Source organism: Bacteroidota bacterium (assembly GCA_016195025.1).
In the GTDB taxonomy this organism is placed as follows: Bacteria; Bacteroidota; Bacteroidia; order Palsa-948; family Palsa-948; genus Palsa-948.
On sequence record JACQAL010000038.1, the window covers coordinates 1 to 19,300 of the forward strand.

A 19,300-nucleotide genomic window follows, 5' to 3' on the forward strand; every position below is an offset into this window, starting at 1 on the left:
AACATCTGGGAGGATTGGGAGCGGGCGCGCTCTGCGCGCCCGCTTCTCTCCCTATAAAAATTAAAGATGTCATTCCGAATGGAGCGAAGCGAAATGAGGAATCTCATTCAATAATGAAGTCCTTAAGCAAAACTCACGTTATTAGTCAGTACAAGAAGTTTCCTATTGAGCAAAACTTGCTTTTGTCTGATAAAGAAATGCACTGGGGGTGTTGAACCGCAATGATATTTCAAAACCGCCCCTGCCGGTGGTTGCTGCTGTTAACCCGGAAATGTTGGTATCGTAACTTATACCGATGGCATATTTATCCACCTCATACATGAAAAAAGGAATCACGGCATCTCTGTTCCGGTAATAACATCCTAAGGTGAACGCTGAACTTTTAATGAATCCTGTATAGACCGAATTTTCCTTGAGTTTGTATTTAATCCGCATTCCCGCAGTTAACTCGGTGAGTTTTCCCTGCTGCATATATATCGCTGACGGACCAATGGAGTAATTGGTATTTTTTATTCCGAAGAATGAACCCAGGTGCCCTGTCCATTTCACGTTAAGCCCGTCAGAAGTTCCAAGATAAGATTGCGGTGGCTGATTCAGGTGCATCACCGATACTCCCGCGTTAATGTGTTTTTGACTGTTGGCTGTCATGTATTTTTCCCCATCGCCATAACTCCACAAAATGCCCGCGCCAAAATCACCATACGCGAAAGATTGGCTTGAAAATTTTTCACCCGAAGGAGCACCCGGGTCATACACGCCTGAGGTGTATTGACTGTTCCATCTTAATCCATCGGGCGAAATGCTTTTTTCGGCAATGCCTCCGATAATTCCGCCCGAAAATACATTCTTGTCATTGAGCACGGCATGATAGGCGATACTAAGGTTTGCCTGAAACTGTTTTATGCTGCCATCCCCGGCTTTATCAGAAAACAGGGTGATGCCTGCGGCAAGCCCTTTCTTAAAAGTAGAGGTGGCATTTTTCACCTTCGTCCAGTTGGGTTGTGCAAATCTCATTTCAAACGTTGCCGCTGAGGTGCGGTAAGCATCCACTACACGCCACTGCTCTTTGTGCTGTAAGGTCGCCTGCAAATCTTTATAAGCCGCTGTGAGAGCAGGATTTACCGCGAGCGGTGAAAAATCATATTGGGAAAAATGAATATCCTGAGCAGCACCGATTACACTGATTAAAAAAAAGAGTACACCGATAAGAAATGTTGGCATACTGGAATATTGGAATGTTGGGATTACATCATCCTTCCATCCTTCCATCCTTCCATTCTTCCGTTTTTGTTTTCTTGTTTTCATGTCGTTGAATTTTTATTTTACCAAACTGATGTTTCCTTTTTGTTTAAATGTGTCCCCGTTGCTGAGTTGGGCTTCGAAGAAATAAACGAACACGGCAGTGTTCAGTGCTTGTCCCTTGTACATTCCGTCCCAGCAGTTTGAAAGGTCATCCGACTCAAAAACTTTTTCACCCCAGCGGTCATATACTTTCAGAACAAAACTGATAATGCAGGCGTTTTGCGGAACACAATACTGATCATTAGTCACATCCCCGTTCGGTGAAAAGGCATTTGGCAAAAGTGCGTCCAATGATTGGATGATACATGGAATTTCAATAGTAATTGTTACGCATGCACTGTCGGTGCAGCCGTTGGCATCAGTAACAACTACACAGTAAGCAGTAGTTTGCGCTGGTGTTGCCACAGGATTTGCGCAAGTAGTACAACTTAATCCGGAAGCAGGCGACCAGGAGTAGGTTCCCCCACCGCTGGTGGCAGTAAGTGTTGTGCTTGCACCGGTGCTAATAATAGTTGGACTGGCGTTAGCTGTTACGGTTGGTCCGGGTATTTGTGTAACGCTTACGGTTTGTGTTTTTATACATCCGTTGGCATCCGTTACTGTTGCGGTATAATTTCCTGCGGCAAGCCCGGTTGCTGCTGCAGTTGTTTGCCCGTTGGTCCAACTGTAAGTGTAAGGAGCAGTTCCGCTGCTGGCATTCGCTGTAGCGGTTCCGTTATTCACAGTACATCCGGTTTGAGTAGAAGAAGTGCTGAGCGTTAATGTGTTGACAGATGTTATTGTAACTGTCTGCGTTTGTGTGCAGCCGTTTGCATCGGTAATTGTTACAGAATAATTTCCTGCGGCAAGCCCGGTTGCTGTTGCAGTTGTTTGCCCGTTGTTCCATAAATAAGAATAACCCGGTGTTCCGCCTGAGGGATTGTCGGTTGCTGTTCCCGTTGCAGTGGTGCAGACCGCAGGAGTGGTGGTGGTGGTTGAAGTAATGGCGCTGGGCTGAGAAACAGAAACGGTGTTTGATTGTATGCATCCCGAAGCATCAGTAATGGTGATGGTATACGTTCCTGCGGAGAGTCCGGTAGCTGAGCTTGTCGAAGCCCCATTGCTCCACGCATAGGTATAAGGCGGATTTCCTCCGGTAGCCGTTGCAGTGGCGCTTCCGTTCGTTCCGCCATTGCAGGTAACCGTGGTGGATGCGAGTGTAACGGTGGGAGCGCCTGCATTGGTAACATTGGCGACATCGGTGAGCGTGCATCCGTTTGCATCGGTAATCGTAACTGTGTAAAATCCTGCGGCAAGCCCTGTGGCGGTACTCGTGGTTTGTCCGTTGCTCCATATATAGGTATAGGTTCCTGTTCCACCGGAAGGAGTTGACGTGGCATCTCCGTTCGATGCGGAACAATTTGCCTGCGTAATGGTCATGCTGTTGGTAATGGCAGCAGGTTCAGTAATTAAAAAAGTTTGTGTGGCAGTGCATCCGTTGGCATCGGTAATGCTCACGGTGTAATTTCCCTGTGCAAGTCCCGTTGCGGTGGAAGTGGTTTGCCCGTTCGTCCATGAATACGTGTAGTTGGGAGTCCCGCCTGAAACCGTGGCGGTGGCATCTCCATTGATTCCCCCGTTGCACGAAACATTATTCTGCGAAGGGTTTGTTGTTAACGCGCTGGGTTCGGAAATAAATATGGTGGCAACCTGCGAGCAGCCGCTGGCATCGGTAATGGTAACGGTGTAATTTCCCGATGAAAGCCCGGTGGCGGTAGAAGTGGTTTGCCCGTTTGTCCATGAATAGGTATAAGGCGGATTTCCTCCCGAAACAGTGGCGGTGGCATTGCCGTTATTTCCCCCGTTGCACGAAACACCGGAGGGAGTTACATTGACAGTGGGCGCTCCGCCATTAAGTATGTTGGCAAAGTCAACAAAGGTGCAGCCGTTGGCATCGGTGATGGTAACCGTATAAGTTCCTGCTGAAAGCCCGGTGGCGGTGGAAGTGGTTTGCCCGTTGCTCCATGCATAAGTATAAGCAGGAGTTCCTCCGCTGGTGGTAGCCGTTGCACTTCCGGTGGAAGAAGAGCAGCCCGAAGGAGTAACAGCAGTGGTGTTCGATAAAATAGTTGGCTCAGTAATGGCAACCGTGTTGGTGGAAGTGCATCCGTTGGCATCGGTAACCGTGATGGTATAATTTCCCTGCGAAAGTCCTGTTGCGGTACTTGTGGTTTGACCGTTCGTCCATGAATAAGTATAAGCAGGATTTCCTCCGCCCGCAGTAACGGTTGCGCTTCCGTTATTTCCTCCGTTGCAACTCACATTCGTTTGCGAAACAGGCGAAGTGAGCGCAGCCGGTTGTGTAATCAAAACTGTTTGCGTTCCGGTGCATCCGCTGGCATCGGTAACGATGATGGTGTAATTTCCCTGCGTAAGTCCTGTTGCGGTACTCGTGGTTTGCCCGTTGCTCCACGAGTAAGTATAAGCAGGGTTTCCTCCCGAACCGCTTGCCGATGCACTTCCGTTATTTCCCCCGTTGCATAAAACATTTGTCTGGGCGGTAACGCTTGCCGTCACTGCTGTTGGCTGAGATATGGACACTGTTCCGGTGGCGGTGCAGCCATTCGCATCGGTAATGGTTACTGTATAATTTCCCTGCGTAAGCCCTGTTGCAGTACTCGTGGTTTGCCCTCCTGTCCATGAATACGTATAGGAGGGAGTTCCTCCTCCCGCTGTAACCGTTGCGCTTCCGTTATTTCCTCCGTTGCACGAAACAGCAGTGGGGGTGAGGGAGGAAGTGAGCGCGGTGGGCTGTGTGAGATTGACCGTGATGATTGAAATACATCCTGCATTATCGGTAACAGTTACCGTGCATGAACCTGCTGAGAGTCCGGTTGCATTGGTGGTGGTTTGCCCGTTGCACCATAAATAGGCATAGGGAGCAGTTCCTCCGGTGGCAGTAATGGAAGCCGTTCCGTCATTTCCCCCGTTGCAACTTACGGGTGAAGAAGAAGTGAGCGTTACGGTGGGAGAACTTGCGTTGGATACATTGGCAACTGCCGATTGGGTGCAGCCGCTGTTATCCGTAACCGTAATGGTATAACTTCCGGCAGTAAGCCCTGTTGCTGTGGTGGTGGTTTGCCCGTTGTTCCATGAATAAGTATAGGCAGGATTTCCTCCTGAAGCCGTTGCGCTTGTGGTTCCGTTATTGCTTCCACAGTTGGCATTGGTACTGCTCGTGGTAACAGTGATGGCAGTGGGCTGCGTAATGGCAATTGTTGCTGTTTGCGTGCAGCCCTTCGAATCGGTTACTGTCACCGTATAATTTCCGGCAGACAGTCCTGTGGCAGAAGTGGTGGTTTGCCCGTTGCTCCACGAATAGGTATAAGCGGGTGTTCCGCCTCCTGCGGAAATGGACGCGCTTCCGTTATTTCCTCCGTTGCACGAAACATTTGCGCCTGCAGAAGCGGTGGTGGTGAGCGCAGCGGGTTGAGTAATTAAAACCGTTTGGGTTCCGGTGCATCCGTTCGCATCGGAAGTGGTTACCGTATACGTTCCGGCAGAAAGCCCTGTGGCGGTAGCAGCCGTTTGTGCAGGAGCAGTGTTCCAAACATAGGTGTATGCCGGTGTTCCTCCCGAGCCGCTGGCAGTTGCGTTTCCGTTATTGCCCCCGTTGCAACTCACATTTGTCTGCGAAGAAATGCTGGCAGTAACAGGCGTTGGTTGAGAAATGGAAACTGTGGCTGTCTTTGTGCATCCCTTTGAATCGGTAACCGTCACGGTATAATTTCCCTGTGAAAGTCCGGTAGCGGTGGAAGAAGTTCCTCCGCTTGGAGTCCATGCATACGTGTACGCAGGTGTTCCGCCTCCTGCTGTTACGGTGGCGGTGCCGTTGCTTCCTCCGTTGCACGAAACAGTGGTGGAAGAAATGGCGGCAGTTAATGCCGTTGGCTGAGTAATCGTTATTGTGGGAGTGGAAGCACAGCCGCCTCCATCATTCACCGTGCACGTATAGGTGCCTGCGCAAAGCCCGGTGGCAACAGAAGAAGTTCCCCCGCTTGGTGACCAGGCATAGGTATAAGGCGGAGTTCCCCCCGATGGTGTAACTGTGGCGCTGCCGATGCACACTCCGTTGCAATTAAGATTAAGTTGCGATTGGGTAGTAGATAGTGTGCCTGCTCCGGGAACAATTGTTACAGTGGCAGTGTCTATATAAGTATAGGGGCATTGTGCCGAACCTTTCACAATTACGGTGTAAGTTCCCGCAGCAAGTCCGGTAACTGTGGAAGTGGTTTGTCCGCCCGGGCTCCAGGTGTATGTATAAGGAGCCGCACAAAAAGTTGCGGTAACGGTTGCCGAGCCGGTGCCTCCGCATCCAACCGGCTGGGTAGGAGTAACCGTCATTCCGCTGGCGGCTGTGTTGCAGGTGGGAAGCGCTACCAGCGCGAGAAAGGATTCAGCAGTGCTTAATCCACCGCAGGCAAATAATTTTCCGTTGCTTCCCCATGCCAGATCATACACGGTTCCCGGAACGGCAATGCTTCCGAGGGAATTTAACAAGGCATCGTACACATAAATATTTTTTGCCGAACCCACATATACGTTTCCGCATTTATCCGTGACGATCCCCGAATTCACCTGCAGAGCCGTAGTGGTTCCTCCCGGAATGGTTACCTGGTTGAAATGCGCGCCTGTTGTCAGGTTCCACCGGTCTAATTTTACTCCATCCATTGTGTACACATAATTGCATGATGCGGCAACGGCATTCATTCCGATGGAGCCGCCAAACCCTGCGCCCGTTCCGCTGATGGCTTTCTGGTCGCCATCGTGGTAAGAATATCCTGTATGCACACTGAAAAGTTTGGTGTTGGTAGTGGTGTTGAAACAAGACAGGCGGTTATGTGCGCCTGTTGATGCGGCACCAGTTCTGTTAGAACCGGCATTGCTGTCGGCAGAAACAAAATAAAGCAACCCATTCGTGGCAAAAACTGCGGAAAGAATTTCACCGATCGTATCGTTTTCGGTAAGCGCTCCTTCGGCTCCGGTTGCACTGTTCACCGGTTCCAGCACGCTTACGTTGTAAGCCGGAGGATAAATTCCTCCTCCCGACTGGTAGAGTTTTGTATAGTCGCAGTTGAAGGAGAGCGTCCATGTTTCGTACATGTTGTTTGCGCTGGTAGTTCCGCTGGCGGAACCCCAGACCAATGCAGTGCCGGTTGTGTTTATTTTAATAGTATTATAATAAGTTCCTCCTGTAGCGCCCAGTCCAACCGTTGCGTAGGCGTTTCCGCCAACATCCACCTGTACATCACCCTGCGACTGCGCTTTGTAACTTGCGTTTGCTGTTAAATCAAATGTCCATACCAACGTTCCTGCGGAGTTGTATTTATCTACATTGTATTTCGAATTGGTGGGCCCGTTTCCGGGTTTAATCGTGTAGACGTATACGTTATCGGAGCCATCCACTGAAATATCTTCGGGAATATAAGTGCCTCCTCCTGTGGGATAAGAAGGTCCAACCGTCCACGGGTCAATAATGGTTTCTTCAGAAACTTTTGTCATTCCGTTTTCCAACCGGAAGCCGACTGTGTTTTTATCTGCAAGAAAAAATTGCGATTCAATACTATTTCCCGATGGCTCCATTCCCGTGTAAGTGAGCGGGGCATGGTCGGTAATATTGCCGAGAGGAGTGGGGATGATTATATTTTTTTCTGCATTCAATTTTACATCCTCAGAATAAGACATTTTTATTTGTGAAGCATCGGCACCGGCATGAAGGATGTAAGAATATTTTATTCCTTCTTCGGGATGAATAGTGAATTCAATGTCAATGTTCGGATAAATGTTTTTGTAACTAATTTTTTTATAGCCATGCACATTTCCGATTACTTTGTCTTTGTCTACATCTGGCGCATAGTAGTTGAAGTAAAAAGAGGTGCGCTCGCTTCCCGTTACGGCAGGTTGGGGATTGGAACCGAGCCATTTCATCTCCACCCATTTTGTGCGGGTTAAGTATTTGGGCGCGCCAACTTTTTCTTCCTCTTCTGCGCGAACGAGATTATGCTCCTTTACAAACTCTTCCCATTCTTCTTCCGATACTTGTTCATCTTTTGTAATTTTATAGAGCAAACCTTTTTTGGTGAAGTAAACTTCCAGCGCTGTGTTATCGTCAAAGCCGAACAAAACATTTTTTTCTTCGAGCCCTTCTTTGTAATTCAACTGCCCTGCATTTTCGATGAACGCCAAATTTTTTCTATCGTTACCTGTGCTGAGAATCTGCGCATGGTAGTTACCGTGGTTTACCACCGAAGGAGTTTTGAACGGCAAAGAACTTTGTGCGGAACTTTCCTTCTGTTTTTCTGCAACGCGGGCAGTTTGCGAGAAGGTTGTCGAAGCGATGAGTGCACAAACAACGGGCAGGTAAAATTTATTCATAGTAAAATTATTTTTTGAATCGTGCCAAATATAATCTTTTCGCAACACATAAGCACCTGCTTCAATCTTGTTTTAGACGAATCGGGTAAAATTGCCGATGAAATTTCTCCATTCTTAATATGAAAAAATATCTCAGGCAAGTCCAAGTAACTTCAGTAAGAGAATTATAAGAAGGATAACTATCAGCAGCCACACGAGGTTGCCCAGCCATGTGCCTGTCAGAAAATCGAGAATAACAATTATCAGCAGAATGACAATGAGCCACCACAGCAAACTATGTTCGTTGTTGTGATGAGAGGAAATAATTTTTTTGATTTCTTTTTTAGCGGGAGAAAATACTTTAGGAATAGAATTGATTTTTATTTGAGAGGAGAAATTATCCGGTGAAGAATTTGTTTTTACTGCTTTCACCGGCTTGTATTCTTTTTTTGCATTCTTTATTTTTTCATTTGCAACCGGATTGTCAAGGAGTAATGGCGCTTCGGTATTTTTCAGCGCGGCAGAAATTTTTTCCTGCTTCACCAACTCGCTTGAAAAAGTTTTTTCGGCTGCAGTATTTGTTTTTGCCGTTGCATGACCGTTGCCGTACTCAACATAATAACCGCTGCGGTAATGCCGCTTGGTCATGGAAAAATAGGTTTCGTGATTGCAGGAAGAAAAAATAATTGCACAAGCAATTAGTAAATACAAGGAAGTAAAAAAGTTTTTCATAGGAATAATATTTAAAGTAATAGTGAGCAATAAAAATATAAAATTACTGCATGGCTGCGGTTTTTAGTTTTTAACCGAAATAGTAATAGCAGCAAAAAATTATTCCTTAATCTTTTGTGTAAAAATTTTCACAGGATACCACGCGGCAAAAAAACCAATGAACAGTACGGTTGCAAATACCAGCAACAAATCCATCGGCACAATCTTTACAGGATAAGCATCTACAATGAATCCTTCGCTGAAAGGAACGGGCTTGAATTGAATTTGAATCCAGCAGAGTAAAAGTCCAAGCAATAATCCGGCAACTGCCCCAGTGAACGTAATCATTAACCCTTCACGCATGAAAATTTTTCTTATAAGAAGTTTATCTGCGCCAAGAAACATGAGTGTTTGAATATCTTTTTTCTTTTCGATGATGAGCATGGTGAGTGAGCCAATGACATTGAATGTTGCAATTACGAGAATGAAAGCAAGAATTAAAAACGTCCACCATTTTTCAGAGTTGATGGTTTTGAAAAGAACTTCGTTTTGTTCGTAGCGGGTTTTTACTTCATACTCTTTTCCCAGAATATTTTGTATTTCATCTTTAATCTTATTCTTGTCTTTGCCTTTTTCTAATCCAATCTCCACCGCGCTCAATTCATTTTTTCTTTCAAGCAAAGTTCTCGCCAGTGAAAGAGGAAGAATGCAATACTTAAAATCAAAATCATCGTTCAAAGAAAAAACTCCCGACACTTCCACGCTTCGTATAGTGAAAGCGTCTTCGGGATTCAGGTAAGATTGCTTGCCGCGTTTCGGAATATATATTTCCAAAGGATGCATGAAATCGGTGAGAGAAATATTTAACCGCCTTGCAATTCCATAGCCGAGCACAGCGGAATACAATGGTTGATGGTTAATGGTTGATGGTTGATGGAGAGAATCCACATCATCCATCCTATCTCTTCCCTCATCCATCAATCTGAATTCTCCTTCACGAATCACTGTGTCGAGCCGCGTCATCTTTACAAAATCATCGCTCACACCTTTGATGGTGGCAATTACTTGCTTGTCGTCATATTTCAGCAAAGCATTTTCCTGCAGCACTTCCGTGTAATAAGCAACTCCTTCCAGTTTTTTTATTTTATCGAATGCAATTGAATCGGGCAAAAAAGTTTTTCCTTCCTTGGGAATAATTTTTATATCCGGGTCGAATGTGTTGTACAATCCGAAAACCAAATCAGAAATTCCGTTGAAAGCAGAAAGTACAATTATCAAAGCCATTGTTCCAATGCTAACTCCTGCAACGGAAATGTAAGTGATAATGTTAATCGCGTTATGCGATTTCTTGCTGATTAAATATCTTTTTGCTATGAATAAAGAGAGATTCATGAATCAACAAAAAACGAAAGTATACGAAAAATACGAAATGAAATACAATTAGTGGTAATTAGTGTAATCAGTTGCTTATTTCCATGCTTTGACTATCAATCCTGTTCCGGTTTTGTGATTTGTGTAAGTGTCAAAAAAATTCAGCACAAAAGAAATCGGATACGCTAGGAGATAATAAAAAGGAAGAAGGATGAAAAATATTTTTGAAGCGCTGAGCATTTGCATGGGATATTTCATAGACAATCTCCACGAAATTTTTCCGGGAGTTCCGTAAGAATATCCAGGTTCTACTTTTGAAAATCCTGCCAACTTTAATTTATCTTCAATCTCTTTTATGTTGTAGCCATCGCGCACGTGTTCGCCAATGAAAGAACCTTCATGGCCTTCGTGCACATCGCTCCCGCCCTGGTCGGATGGAGTGGAGATTAGAAGCATTCCGCCTTTTTTCAGCGAAGCGTGAATGTTTTTAAAAACCAAAACGTCTTCCAAAATATGTTCCATCACATCTACAGAAAGCGCGAGATTGTATTTATCTTCCTGAACAAATTTTGTTAAGTCGGCAACTTCAAACTTTACCTTTGTTTTTCCGATTTGCTGAAAAAAATTATTGCAGTCGGCAACTTGTTCATCTTTTACATCTACCGCCAGAATTTTTGCTTTCGGAAATTTTTTTGTCATCCAGTAACTGTATTGACCAAATCCTGAACCAGCGTCAAGAATATTTATTTCTTTTTCTCCTGACTCCGAACCCCAATCTCTCAACTCTTTATGCACATGCCAGCATCGCAGCAAAAGCAAGTCGAGCAGGTTGTAAAATAATTTTCTGAGGAAAGGATTTTTATTAAAAACATTTCCGAGTGAGCGCTTGATTGGGTCGTACTCCATAATCAAATCTTCTTAAAGATTTCATCCATCTTCTCCGCATAATCTGCCGATTCATCTATGAAGAAAGCAATCTCCGGAATGATGCGAACTTGTTTTTTTATTCTTGCTCCTAATAGTTTTCTTATTTCTCTTGATTGCTTTCTCACTGCTTCCAGAATTTTTTCTTTTTCTTTTACTCCGAAAATGCTGAGATAAGTTTTTGCAAAAGATAAATCAGGACTCATGAATACGTGCGTAACGGTAATTAATCCTGAGCCGAAAGCATTTTTCATTTCCTTCTGGAAAATGTCAGCAATCTCTTTCTGAATTAAACTTGAAACTTTATTTTGCCGCAGCGTTGCCATGAATCATCAAAAAAAACAACCGTACGAAAGTACGAAAGAAAAACATTTTGGATTATGATTAACATAGAACGAGTGAAAACTATTTTCATGCAACATTTTTCTAATCTGAGCGTTTCGTATTTTTCGTATACATTCGCTTTTCGAAGATTTAGATGAAACGTTTTCTTCACATCCTCTCTTACGTTCGCGGTTACTGGCGCTATGGAGTTTTGAATATTATTTTTAATATTCTCTCTGTAATTTTTTCTCTCTTCTCGCTTACCATGATTGCCCCGTTTCTGAATTTACTTTTTCTGAAGCAGGCGGATGAATACAAAACTATTCTTGCGAAATGCGCGCCTCAGTTTAAAGTTTCTGCCGAATCGCTCATAGATAATTTTAATTATTACCTCTCGCAAATCATCATGGAAAAAGGAAAACTGCAGGCGCTGGTTTTTATTTGCCTGTTAGTGGCTGGAATTATTTTTCTGAAAAATATCTTTCGCTATTTCGGATTGTTTTATATGGCAAATATCCGCAACGGTGTGGTGAAAGATTTGCGCAACGCCATGCACACAAAAATTCTCGCGCTGCCTTTATCTTATTATTCGAGCGAGCGCAAAGGAGATTTAATGTCGCGCATGACTACTGATGTAATGGAAATTGAATGGAGCGTGATGCAATCCATTGAAATGATTTTCCGCAATCCCATCAACATAATTATTTTGCTCGGCACAATGGTTTACATGAGCCCGAAACTTACGCTGCTCGTTCTAGTTTTGATTCCTGTTCCAGGAGTTTTAATTTCTCTTGTCGCCAGAAGTTTGCGCAGAACATCTGTGAAAGGAAAAACCCGTTTGGGAACTTTATTTTCCATCATTGAAGAAACGCTGGGCGGTCTGCGAATCATCAAAGCATTCAACGCGGAAAAATTCATAGACAAAAGATTTCAGCAGGAAAATAATTTTTACACGCACACCATGATTCGAATGTATCGCAAGCAGGATTTATCTTCTCCGCTCAGCGAATTTTTGGGCGCGTGCGTACTGATGACGCTCGTTTATCTCGGAGGAAGATTGGTGCTGGATGAAACGCTTTCCGCTTCTGTGTTCATTACCTACATCGCAATTTTTTACCAGGTGATTGGTCCTTCGAAAGAACTCACCATCGCATTTTACGCCATTCAGCGCGGCATGGCTTCGGCAGAAAGGATTGAAAAAATAATTAAAGCGGAAGAAGCAATCAAAGAATCTTCCTCACCTGTTACTATTTCTACTTTCAACAGGGAAATTGAATACAAAAATGTTTCTTTCTCCTATACGCGCGGAGATGAAGGGCATGTTCTGAAAAATATTAATCTGAAAGTTCCGAAGGGAAAAACAATTGCGCTAGTTGGACAATCCGGTTCGGGAAAAACCACGCTGGCTGATATGCTTCCGCGTTTTTACGATGCCGACAAAGGAGAAATTCTCATAGATGGAATTTCAATCCGCGATGTAAAAATTTCTTCGCTCCGGAATTTAATGGGAATTGTTTCGCAAGAATCAATTCTCTTTAATGATTCTGTGTTTAATAATATTGCTTTTGGATTATTAAATGCTAAAGAAGAAGATGTTATTAATGCTGCGAAGATTGCAAACGCACATGATTTTATTTTGCAAATGCCCGAAGGTTATCAGACAAATATTGGAGACAGAGGCAGCAAACTTTCTGGCGGACAAAGACAGCGGATTGCAATTGCGCGCGCGGTGCTGAAAAATCCTCCTCTACTTATTTTAGATGAAGCAACCTCGGCTCTCGACAGCGAAAGCGAACGTTTGGTACAGGACGCGCTGAATAAATTAATGCAAAGCAGAACTTCTGTTGTAATCGCTCACCGCCTTTCCACCATTCAGCATGCCGATGAAATAATTGTTTTAAGCAAAGGAGAAATTGCCGAGCGCGGAAATCACGCTGAACTTTTGGCGAAGAATGGTGCGTACAAAAAATTATATGATATGCAAACTTTCGTGTAGCAGATAATTTTTTCTTTATACATTCGTTGCTTAATTCCCATATCAAATGGAAACCATTCAGAAAAATAATTCAGGCGACCGCCTCACTGTTAAAGTTGTTGTTATTGTAATCCTTATGTTATTATTATGGGCGTCAACATTTATGATACAGGGATTGATTGATGAAAGACAGCAACGGCAGAATGAAGCAATTAATGAAGTAAGTTCTAAATGGGGACAAAGACAAACACTTTCTGGTCCAATTATTTCAGTTCCTTATTTTGAATTTCATAAGGATACTGGCAAAAGTTATTATAAGGTTATTAAATATGCACATTTTCTTCCAAATGATTTAAAGGTGCAAGGAAAATTATTTCCCGAAAAAAGATATCGTGGAATTTATGAAGTTGTTGTCTATAATTCTGATTTAAAATTTTCAGGAAAATTTATTCCATTAGATTTTTCTTCTTTAAAAATTCCTAAAGATAATATCATGTATGATGATGCTTTTGTTTCAATGGGTATTTCGGATTTGAGAGGAATTGAAGAAGAGGTTTCTCTTACTTGGAATGCAGAAAAAAATTCTTTTAATGCCGGAATTGAATCGCCTGATGTATTACAGAGCGGTATTAGTACTAAAATAAAGATCAGCAAGAGTGATACTATAAAAACTGATTATGAATTTTCTTTTAACCTCAAATTAAAAGGTTCTGAACTTTTATATTTTACGCCTCTTGGAAAAGAAACAAAAGTTCAAGTTGTTTCAAATTGGAAAACTCCAAGTTTTGACGGTTCGTTTCTTCCAGATGAAAGAACAGTAAATGATACTGGATTCACAGCGAATTGGAAAATCTTGCACTTAAATAGAAATTATCCTCAAAGTTGGATTGGTTCCGGTTACTCCATTCAGAACTCTTCTTTTGGTGTTAATCTTCTCACGCCAGTAGATAATTATCATAAATCAACTCGTTCAGTAAAATATGCCATACTCATTATTACTCTAACATTTCTTGTGATATTTTTTATTGAGATTCTAAATCAATATGCAGTGCATCCGCTTCAATACACACTAATCGGACTTGGTCTTTGTATTTTTTACTCTCTTTTAATTTCAATATCTGAACATACTAATTTTAATTTCTCTTATTTTATTTCTGGACTATCAACTATTATATTAATAGCAGCATATTTGAAAAGTATTTTTAAAGCAAACCGAATAGTTTTGCTTGTTGCTGGAGTTCTTGCAATTTTACACGGCTATATTTTCTCGCTTATTCAATTGGAAGATTATGCATTATTAATGGGAAGTATTGGATTGTTCATTACGCTTGCCATTGTAATGTTTTATTCAAGAAAAATAGATTGGTATAATTTGAGTAAGACAAAAAAATAATTTTATAAAATAAATTCTTTCACCGCTTCTGCAAACTCCTTTGGCTTATCCGCATGCACCCAATGCCCGGCACCGGCAATGGTTTTAATCCCGATAGCTATCGGGACTGAGCTGGGGAAATATTTTTTGATTTGCGGAATATCCGAATCCAAAATATAATTTGATTTTTCTCCGCGAATGAAAAGGGTAGGAGTGTTAATTGGTTTTTCTCCAAGTGAAAAAGTTTTTCCAATCTTGTTTTGATTTTCGGCAATGACTTGCAGATTAAATTTCCATTCTAAAGAACTCACCCCGACTTCGTCACCCCTCTCTTTCTGAAAGAGAGGGGAAGGTGGTGAGTTTTTCCATTGAATATTTTTCAAAAGCAATTGTATTGTCGCTTCATCCCTGATTATTTTTCTCAATTCAACTTCCGCTTCTTTTCTTGATTTCATTTTCGAAAGATTTATTGAAAGAAGTTTCTCAATAAAGTCAAACTGGTTTCCAGGATAATCTTTCGGTGCCATATCAACTACAATCAACTTTTCTATTTTCTCTGGATACATGCTTGCAAACTGCATGGCAACTTTTCCTCCTAATGAGTGCCCTATTAAAATAATTTTTCCATCTGCCATCTGACCTTTTACATCTTCCATTACATCCTTAATGTCATTCGCCATAGCAGAATATGTCCATTCATCGCTGTGAGGAGAATTCCCGTGATTTCGTAAATCAATTAAATAAACTTCGAAAGAGTCGGAAAGCATTTTTCCGATTGTTGCCCAGTTGTCCGATAATCCAAAAAGCCCGTGAAGAATGAAGAGAGGTTTTCCTTCTCCGAGTTTTCTAAAAAATAATTTCATAAATCTTCGAAAAACGAAACGATACGAAAAATACAAAAAAAGGAAATGGTTTTCATTTCGTATTTTTCGTACAAGTTCGTGTTTCGCGGATTAACTAACGCGACTGTTAAATTTATGCTGCTTAAGTTCTTCATTCGCCTTGAGAACTTTCTCTTTCAGTTTTTCTTTGAAAGTTTTTAATTCAGCAGAAAGTTTTTCATCGCCTGTAGCAAGAATTTGCACGGCAAGTATTCCGGCATTTTGTCCGCCATCCACGCCAACAGTCGCAACCGGAACTCCCGGAGGCATTTGCACAATCGAGAGAAGAGAATCCCATCCATCGAGAGAAATAGTTGATTTGCACGGAACGCCAATCACAGGACAAGTAGTGAAAGCCGCAATCACTCCGGGAAGATGCGCTGCGCCACCAGCGCCAGCAATGACAACTTTAATTCCGCGCGAAAAAGCATTTTTTCCAAACTCCGCAACTTGCTCGGGAACCCTGTGAGCCGAGAGCGCATTCACCTCGAAAGGAATTTTAAACTGGTCAAGAATTTTTGCTGCTTCCTGCATGACAGGCCAATCGCTGGTGCTTCCCATGATGATTGAAACTTTCGGAGTCATACGTTGTGATTTTGAGTCGTAAAGATAAACCTTTTGCAATAAATGGTAGATTTGCCGCCAATGAAAATTATTTTTCAAATATTTATTTTTCTTAGTGCAATATTTCTTTTTTCCTGTGGAAATCCAAAAGAGAATGTAAAACAGGAATCGCAAACTACCAAAAGAGATTCCGGATTGATTGCCGATTCAGGAATGGTTGTTTGCGCTCATCCACTCGCAGCAAAAGTTGGCGTTGACATTCTGAAGAAAGGAGGAAATGCAATTGATGCAGCCGTTGCAGTTCAGTTTACGCTCGCAGTTATTTATCCGAATGCGGGAAATATTGGCGGTGGTGGATTTATGGTTGTGCGAATGAACAGCGGAGAAATAAATTCTCTCGACTTCCGCGAAAAAGCTCCGCTCAACGCTTCGCGCGATATGTATCTCGATAAAAACGGAAATGTAATTCCGAATTTAAGCACGGAAGGTTTGCTTTCCGTTGGAGTTCCGGGTTCTGTGGATGGAATGTTTCGCGCGCACGAAAAATATGGAAAACTTCCCTGGAAAGATTTGGTTCAGCCTGCAATTGATTTGGCAGAGAAAGGATTTTCGATTACAAAAATGCAGGCAGAAGAAATGAACGAGACTAAAAATAATTTTCTGAAGTGGAACGATTCGCTTTGTTCGTTAGTAAATAAGGAATGGAAAGCAGGCGACATGCTTATTCAAAAATCTCTTGCAAAAACTCTCACGCTCATTCGTGATAAAGGAAAAGACGGATTTTATTCCGGAGAAACTGCCAGCAATATTGTGAATGAAATGAAACGCAAGGGCGGAATTATTTCTTATGATGATTTAAAAAACTATGAATCAAAATGGAGAGAGCCAGTTGTTGGCTGGTACAAGAATTATAAAATTATTTCCATGCCCCCTCCTTCCAGCGGTGGAATTGCGCTTATGCAATTATTAAATATGGCAGAAAATTTTCCTGTGAAAGATTTTGGATTCAATTCCGAAAAATCAATTCACTTATTTGCTGAAGCAGAAAAAAGAGTTTATGCCGACCGGCAAAAATATCTTGGCGACCCGGATTTTGTTTCTGTTCCCGTGAAACAACTTTTGGATTCTCTCTATATTATTTCCCGTATGAAAGATTTTAATCCTGACAAAGCAAAACCAAGTTCAGAAATTTCTGCAGGTGAATTTCTCCCCTCTCCTATAGGAGAGGGGTCGGGGGTGAGGTCTGAAAAAGAACAGACAACTCATTTTTCCATAGTGGATAAATGGAAAAATGCAGTCGCGGTCACCACAACCCTTAACGGTGATTATGGAAATTACATTTTTGTTTCCGGCTCGGGATTTCTTCTCAATAACGAAATGGATGATTTTAATTCTAAAATTGGCGCGCGAAATATGTTTATGCTCGTCAGTTCTTCAGAGGCAAACGCAATTGCTCCCAGGAAAAGAATGTTGAGTTCAATGACTCCAACAATCATAGAGAAGGACGGAAAGCTTTTTATGGTCGTTGGAACTCCGGGCGGTTCAAAAATTATCACAACAGTTTTTCAAAATATTCTGAATGTAATTGAATACGAAATGACCATGCAGGAAGCGGTGAATTCAAAAAAAGTTCATTGTCAATGGAAGCCGGATACTATTTTTGTCGAAGAGAATGCGATTGATAGTTTGACAATTTTAAATTTGGAAAAGAAAGGACAGCATATTGTGAAGCGCGCGCCTATCGGGAGAAGCGATTGCATTCTTATTCTTCCGAATGGAAAACTCGAAGGCGCTGCTGACCCGAGAGGTGATGATAAAGCAATGGGATATTAAAATATCTAAGATGTAAAATGTAAGAAGGCAAATGGCAAAGACAGTAACAATACACGGAAAAAAATTTAAGTCGTTGATTGCTTCTGCGAAGATTCAGAAAACTATTTCTTCGATTGCAAAAAAGATTGATAAAGATTTTGCAAATCAAAGACCGCTTTTTCTCTCTGTGCTGAATGGCTCTTTTCTTTTCTCTGCCGATTTGCTGAAAAAAATAAAATGCGAATGCGAAATTTCTTTCATCAAAGTTTCTTCCTATTCAGGAATAAATTCAACAGGAAATGTAACTACACTAATCGGACTTAATGAAAATCTCGCAGGTAGAACTGTAATTATTGTAGAAGACATTGTTGATTCCGGCAACACACTTGAGAAAGTAATTGGCGAATTAAAAAAACATAATCCGAAATTAATAAAAGTTGCTGCGCTGTTTTTCAAACCCGAAGCATACACAAAAAAAATTAAACTCGACTATAAAGGAATTGATGTGCCGGATAAATTTTTGCTTGGCTACGGTTTAGATTATGACGGGCTTGGAAGAAATTTGCAGGACGTTTATGTGATGGATGAGGTTTGATGGATGATGTATGATGGAAATACAAAATAAATAATACTATTACATGGATCCCAAGACGCAATTATTGTTAGACAGAACTTTTGAATTTGGTATCGAGATTTTGAAATTTCTCGGACAACTTCCTTTCAATAAAATTCATGATATTCCTAAAATGCAATTGGCGAGAGCTGCCACTTCTATCGGAGCAAACTACGAGGAATCTCAAGCTGCAGAATCTAAAAGAGATTTTTGTCATAAGATTGGCGTTGTTTGTAAAGAATCGAGAGAATGTGTTTATTGGTTGAGAGTTTTGCTGAAGTTATATTCTGAAGATAAATACTCTGCAAAACTGAATAAGTTTTTATCAGAGGCAAAAGAATTCAAAGCAATATTTACTTCTATAAAAATGACTGCTGAAGGCAAAAAGCGCAAGTGATTTTAACATCATCCATAAACCATCATACATCAACCATATGTTAAATATTGTTTTATTCGGACCTCCGGGAGCTGGCAAAGGAACACAAGCGGTTAAACTTGTAGAAAAATATAAACTCATTCATCTTTCCACGGGAGATATTTTCCGCGCGAATATTAAAGGCGGAACGGAACTTGGAAAACTTGCGAAGAGTTATATGGATGCAGGAAATTTAGTTCCCGATGAAGTCACAATAAAAATGCTGGAATCGGAAGTGAGCAAAGAAAAAAATCCGAAGGGATTCATTTTCGATGGCTTTCCCCGCACTACTGCGCAAGCGCAAGCGCTCGATAAATTTCTTGCAGGAAAAAATCTTTCTATTACAATGACGCTTGCTCTCGAAGTGGACGAAGAAGAACTTACGAAAAGAATTATTCTTCGAGGAAAAGAATCCGGAAGAGCCGATGACCAGAATGAAGAAATTGTTCGCAACCGAGTGAAAGAATACAATAACAAAACCGCACCTCTGAAAAATTTTTATAAAAAGCAAAACAAACTGAGAGAAGTAAAAGGAATCGGAAGCATTGAACAAATTTTTTCTGCTTTATGTAAACAAATTGAGAGCATCTACTAATGTACTAATGGATACTAATCTACTAATGAATACATGCAGCGGCTGTTG

General features: G+C 41.9%; 14 protein-coding genes. 6 read left to right on the forward strand and 8 right to left on the reverse strand.

The annotated features are described in order from the left end of the window. Positions 1–162 precede the first annotated feature (162 nt). From HY063_07705 to rbfA, 6 genes are all read right to left on the reverse strand, one after another. The gene (locus HY063_07705; protein MBI3501664.1) at positions 163–1,305 is read right to left on the reverse strand and encodes a PorP/SprF family type IX secretion system membrane protein; all 1,143 of its coding nucleotides are present in this window, start codon (positions 1,303–1,305) and stop codon (positions 163–165) included. A gap of 12 nt (positions 1,306–1,317) precedes the next feature. Beyond that, on the reverse strand, positions 1,318–7,716 hold the full coding sequence (locus tag HY063_07710; GenBank protein MBI3501665.1) for a gliding motility-associated C-terminal domain-containing protein: 6,399 nt from the start codon (positions 7,714–7,716) through the stop codon (positions 1,318–1,320). Between the two features lie 132 nt (positions 7,717–7,848). Then, complete coding sequence (locus HY063_07715; GenBank protein ID MBI3501666.1) at positions 7,849–8,427, reverse strand: hypothetical protein; 579 nt, start codon at positions 8,425–8,427, stop codon at positions 7,849–7,851. A gap of 99 nt (positions 8,428–8,526) precedes the next feature. Then, on the reverse strand, positions 8,527–9,798 hold the full coding sequence (locus HY063_07720) for an ABC transporter permease (GenBank protein ID MBI3501667.1): 1,272 nt from the start codon (positions 9,796–9,798) through the stop codon (positions 8,527–8,529). Positions 9,799–9,873: 75 nt separating this feature from the next. Continuing rightward, positions 9,874–10,683, reverse strand: a complete 810-nt coding sequence (locus HY063_07725; GenBank protein ID MBI3501668.1) for a methyltransferase domain-containing protein — start codon at positions 10,681–10,683, stop codon at positions 9,874–9,876. A 2-nt stretch (positions 10,684–10,685) separates the two neighbouring features. Beyond that, the gene (rbfA, locus tag HY063_07730; protein ID MBI3501669.1) at positions 10,686–11,027 is read right to left on the reverse strand and encodes a 30S ribosome-binding factor RbfA; all 342 of its coding nucleotides are present in this window, start codon (positions 11,025–11,027) and stop codon (positions 10,686–10,688) included. 152 nt (positions 11,028–11,179) lie between these two features. Here rbfA and HY063_07735 point away from each other — a divergent pair, with 152 nt between their 5' ends. Both HY063_07735 and creD read left to right on the forward strand, forming a co-directional pair. Beyond that, positions 11,180–13,021, forward strand: a complete 1,842-nt coding sequence (locus HY063_07735; GenBank protein MBI3501670.1) for an ATP-binding cassette domain-containing protein — start codon at positions 11,180–11,182, stop codon at positions 13,019–13,021. 46 nt (positions 13,022–13,067) lie between these two features. Continuing rightward, entirely contained in the window at positions 13,068–14,393 is a 1,326-nt protein-coding gene (creD, locus tag HY063_07740) for a cell envelope integrity protein CreD (protein ID MBI3501671.1), read from the forward strand. 2 nt (positions 14,394–14,395) lie between these two features. On the opposite strand, the gene HY063_07745 is transcribed toward creD, so the two are convergent. Beyond that, positions 14,396–15,235, reverse strand: a complete 840-nt coding sequence (locus HY063_07745; protein ID MBI3501672.1) for an alpha/beta fold hydrolase — start codon at positions 15,233–15,235, stop codon at positions 14,396–14,398. A 90-nt stretch (positions 15,236–15,325) separates the two neighbouring features. Further along, entirely contained in the window at positions 15,326–15,838 is a 513-nt protein-coding gene (purE, locus tag HY063_07750; GenBank protein ID MBI3501673.1) for a 5-(carboxyamino)imidazole ribonucleotide mutase, read from the reverse strand. Positions 15,839–15,898: 60 nt separating this feature from the next. Between purE and ggt the strand changes: the two genes are divergently transcribed. The 4 genes from ggt to HY063_07770 are packed head-to-tail and all read left to right on the forward strand — an operon-like array spanning position 15,899 to position 19,252. Beyond that, entirely contained in the window at positions 15,899–17,650 is a 1,752-nt protein-coding gene (gene ggt / locus HY063_07755; protein MBI3501674.1) for a gamma-glutamyltransferase, read from the forward strand. A 31-nt stretch (positions 17,651–17,681) separates the two neighbouring features. After that, entirely contained in the window at positions 17,682–18,224 is a 543-nt protein-coding gene (gene hpt / locus HY063_07760; protein MBI3501675.1) for a hypoxanthine phosphoribosyltransferase, read from the forward strand. A 43-nt stretch (positions 18,225–18,267) separates the two neighbouring features. Further along, complete coding sequence (locus HY063_07765) at positions 18,268–18,639, forward strand: four helix bundle protein (protein MBI3501676.1); 372 nt, start codon at positions 18,268–18,270, stop codon at positions 18,637–18,639. Between the two features lie 37 nt (positions 18,640–18,676). Next, positions 18,677–19,252 (forward strand): adenylate kinase, encoded by a 576-nt coding sequence (locus HY063_07770; GenBank protein ID MBI3501677.1) that lies wholly within the window; start codon positions 18,677–18,679, stop codon positions 19,250–19,252. The last annotated feature ends 48 nt before the right edge of the window (positions 19,253–19,300 follow it).

What these genes read in the sequence shown, in the direction of transcription:
- HY063_07705 (MBI3501664.1), bottom strand. Translation starts at nt 1,305, where the DNA reads ATGAAAACAAGAAAACAAAAACGGAAGAATGGAAGGATGGAAGGATGG.
- HY063_07710 (MBI3501665.1), bottom strand. Translation starts at nt 7,716, where the DNA reads ATGAATAAATTTTACCTGCCCGTTGTTTGTGCACTCATCGCTTCGACA.
- HY063_07715 (MBI3501666.1), bottom strand. Translation starts at nt 8,427, where the DNA reads ATGAAAAACTTTTTTACTTCCTTGTATTTACTAATTGCTTGTGCAATT.
- HY063_07720 (MBI3501667.1), bottom strand. Translation starts at nt 9,798, where the DNA reads ATGAATCTCTCTTTATTCATAGCAAAAAGATATTTAATCAGCAAGAAA.
- HY063_07725 (MBI3501668.1), bottom strand. Translation starts at nt 10,683, where the DNA reads ATGGAGTACGACCCAATCAAGCGCTCACTCGGAAATGTTTTTAATAAA.
- rbfA (MBI3501669.1), bottom strand. Translation starts at nt 11,027, where the DNA reads ATGGCAACGCTGCGGCAAAATAAAGTTTCAAGTTTAATTCAGAAAGAG.
- HY063_07735 (MBI3501670.1), top strand. Translation starts at nt 11,180, where the DNA reads ATGAAACGTTTTCTTCACATCCTCTCTTACGTTCGCGGTTACTGGCGC.
- creD (MBI3501671.1), top strand. Translation starts at nt 13,068, where the DNA reads ATGGAAACCATTCAGAAAAATAATTCAGGCGACCGCCTCACTGTTAAA.
- HY063_07745 (MBI3501672.1), bottom strand. Translation starts at nt 15,235, where the DNA reads ATGAAATTATTTTTTAGAAAACTCGGAGAAGGAAAACCTCTCTTCATT.
- purE (MBI3501673.1), bottom strand. Translation starts at nt 15,838, where the DNA reads ATGACTCCGAAAGTTTCAATCATCATGGGAAGCACCAGCGATTGGCCT.
- ggt (MBI3501674.1), top strand. Translation starts at nt 15,899, where the DNA reads ATGAAAATTATTTTTCAAATATTTATTTTTCTTAGTGCAATATTTCTT.
- hpt (MBI3501675.1), top strand. Translation starts at nt 17,682, where the DNA reads ATGGCAAAGACAGTAACAATACACGGAAAAAAATTTAAGTCGTTGATT.
- HY063_07765 (MBI3501676.1), top strand. Translation starts at nt 18,268, where the DNA reads ATGGATCCCAAGACGCAATTATTGTTAGACAGAACTTTTGAATTTGGT.
- HY063_07770 (MBI3501677.1), top strand. Translation starts at nt 18,677, where the DNA reads ATGTTAAATATTGTTTTATTCGGACCTCCGGGAGCTGGCAAAGGAACA.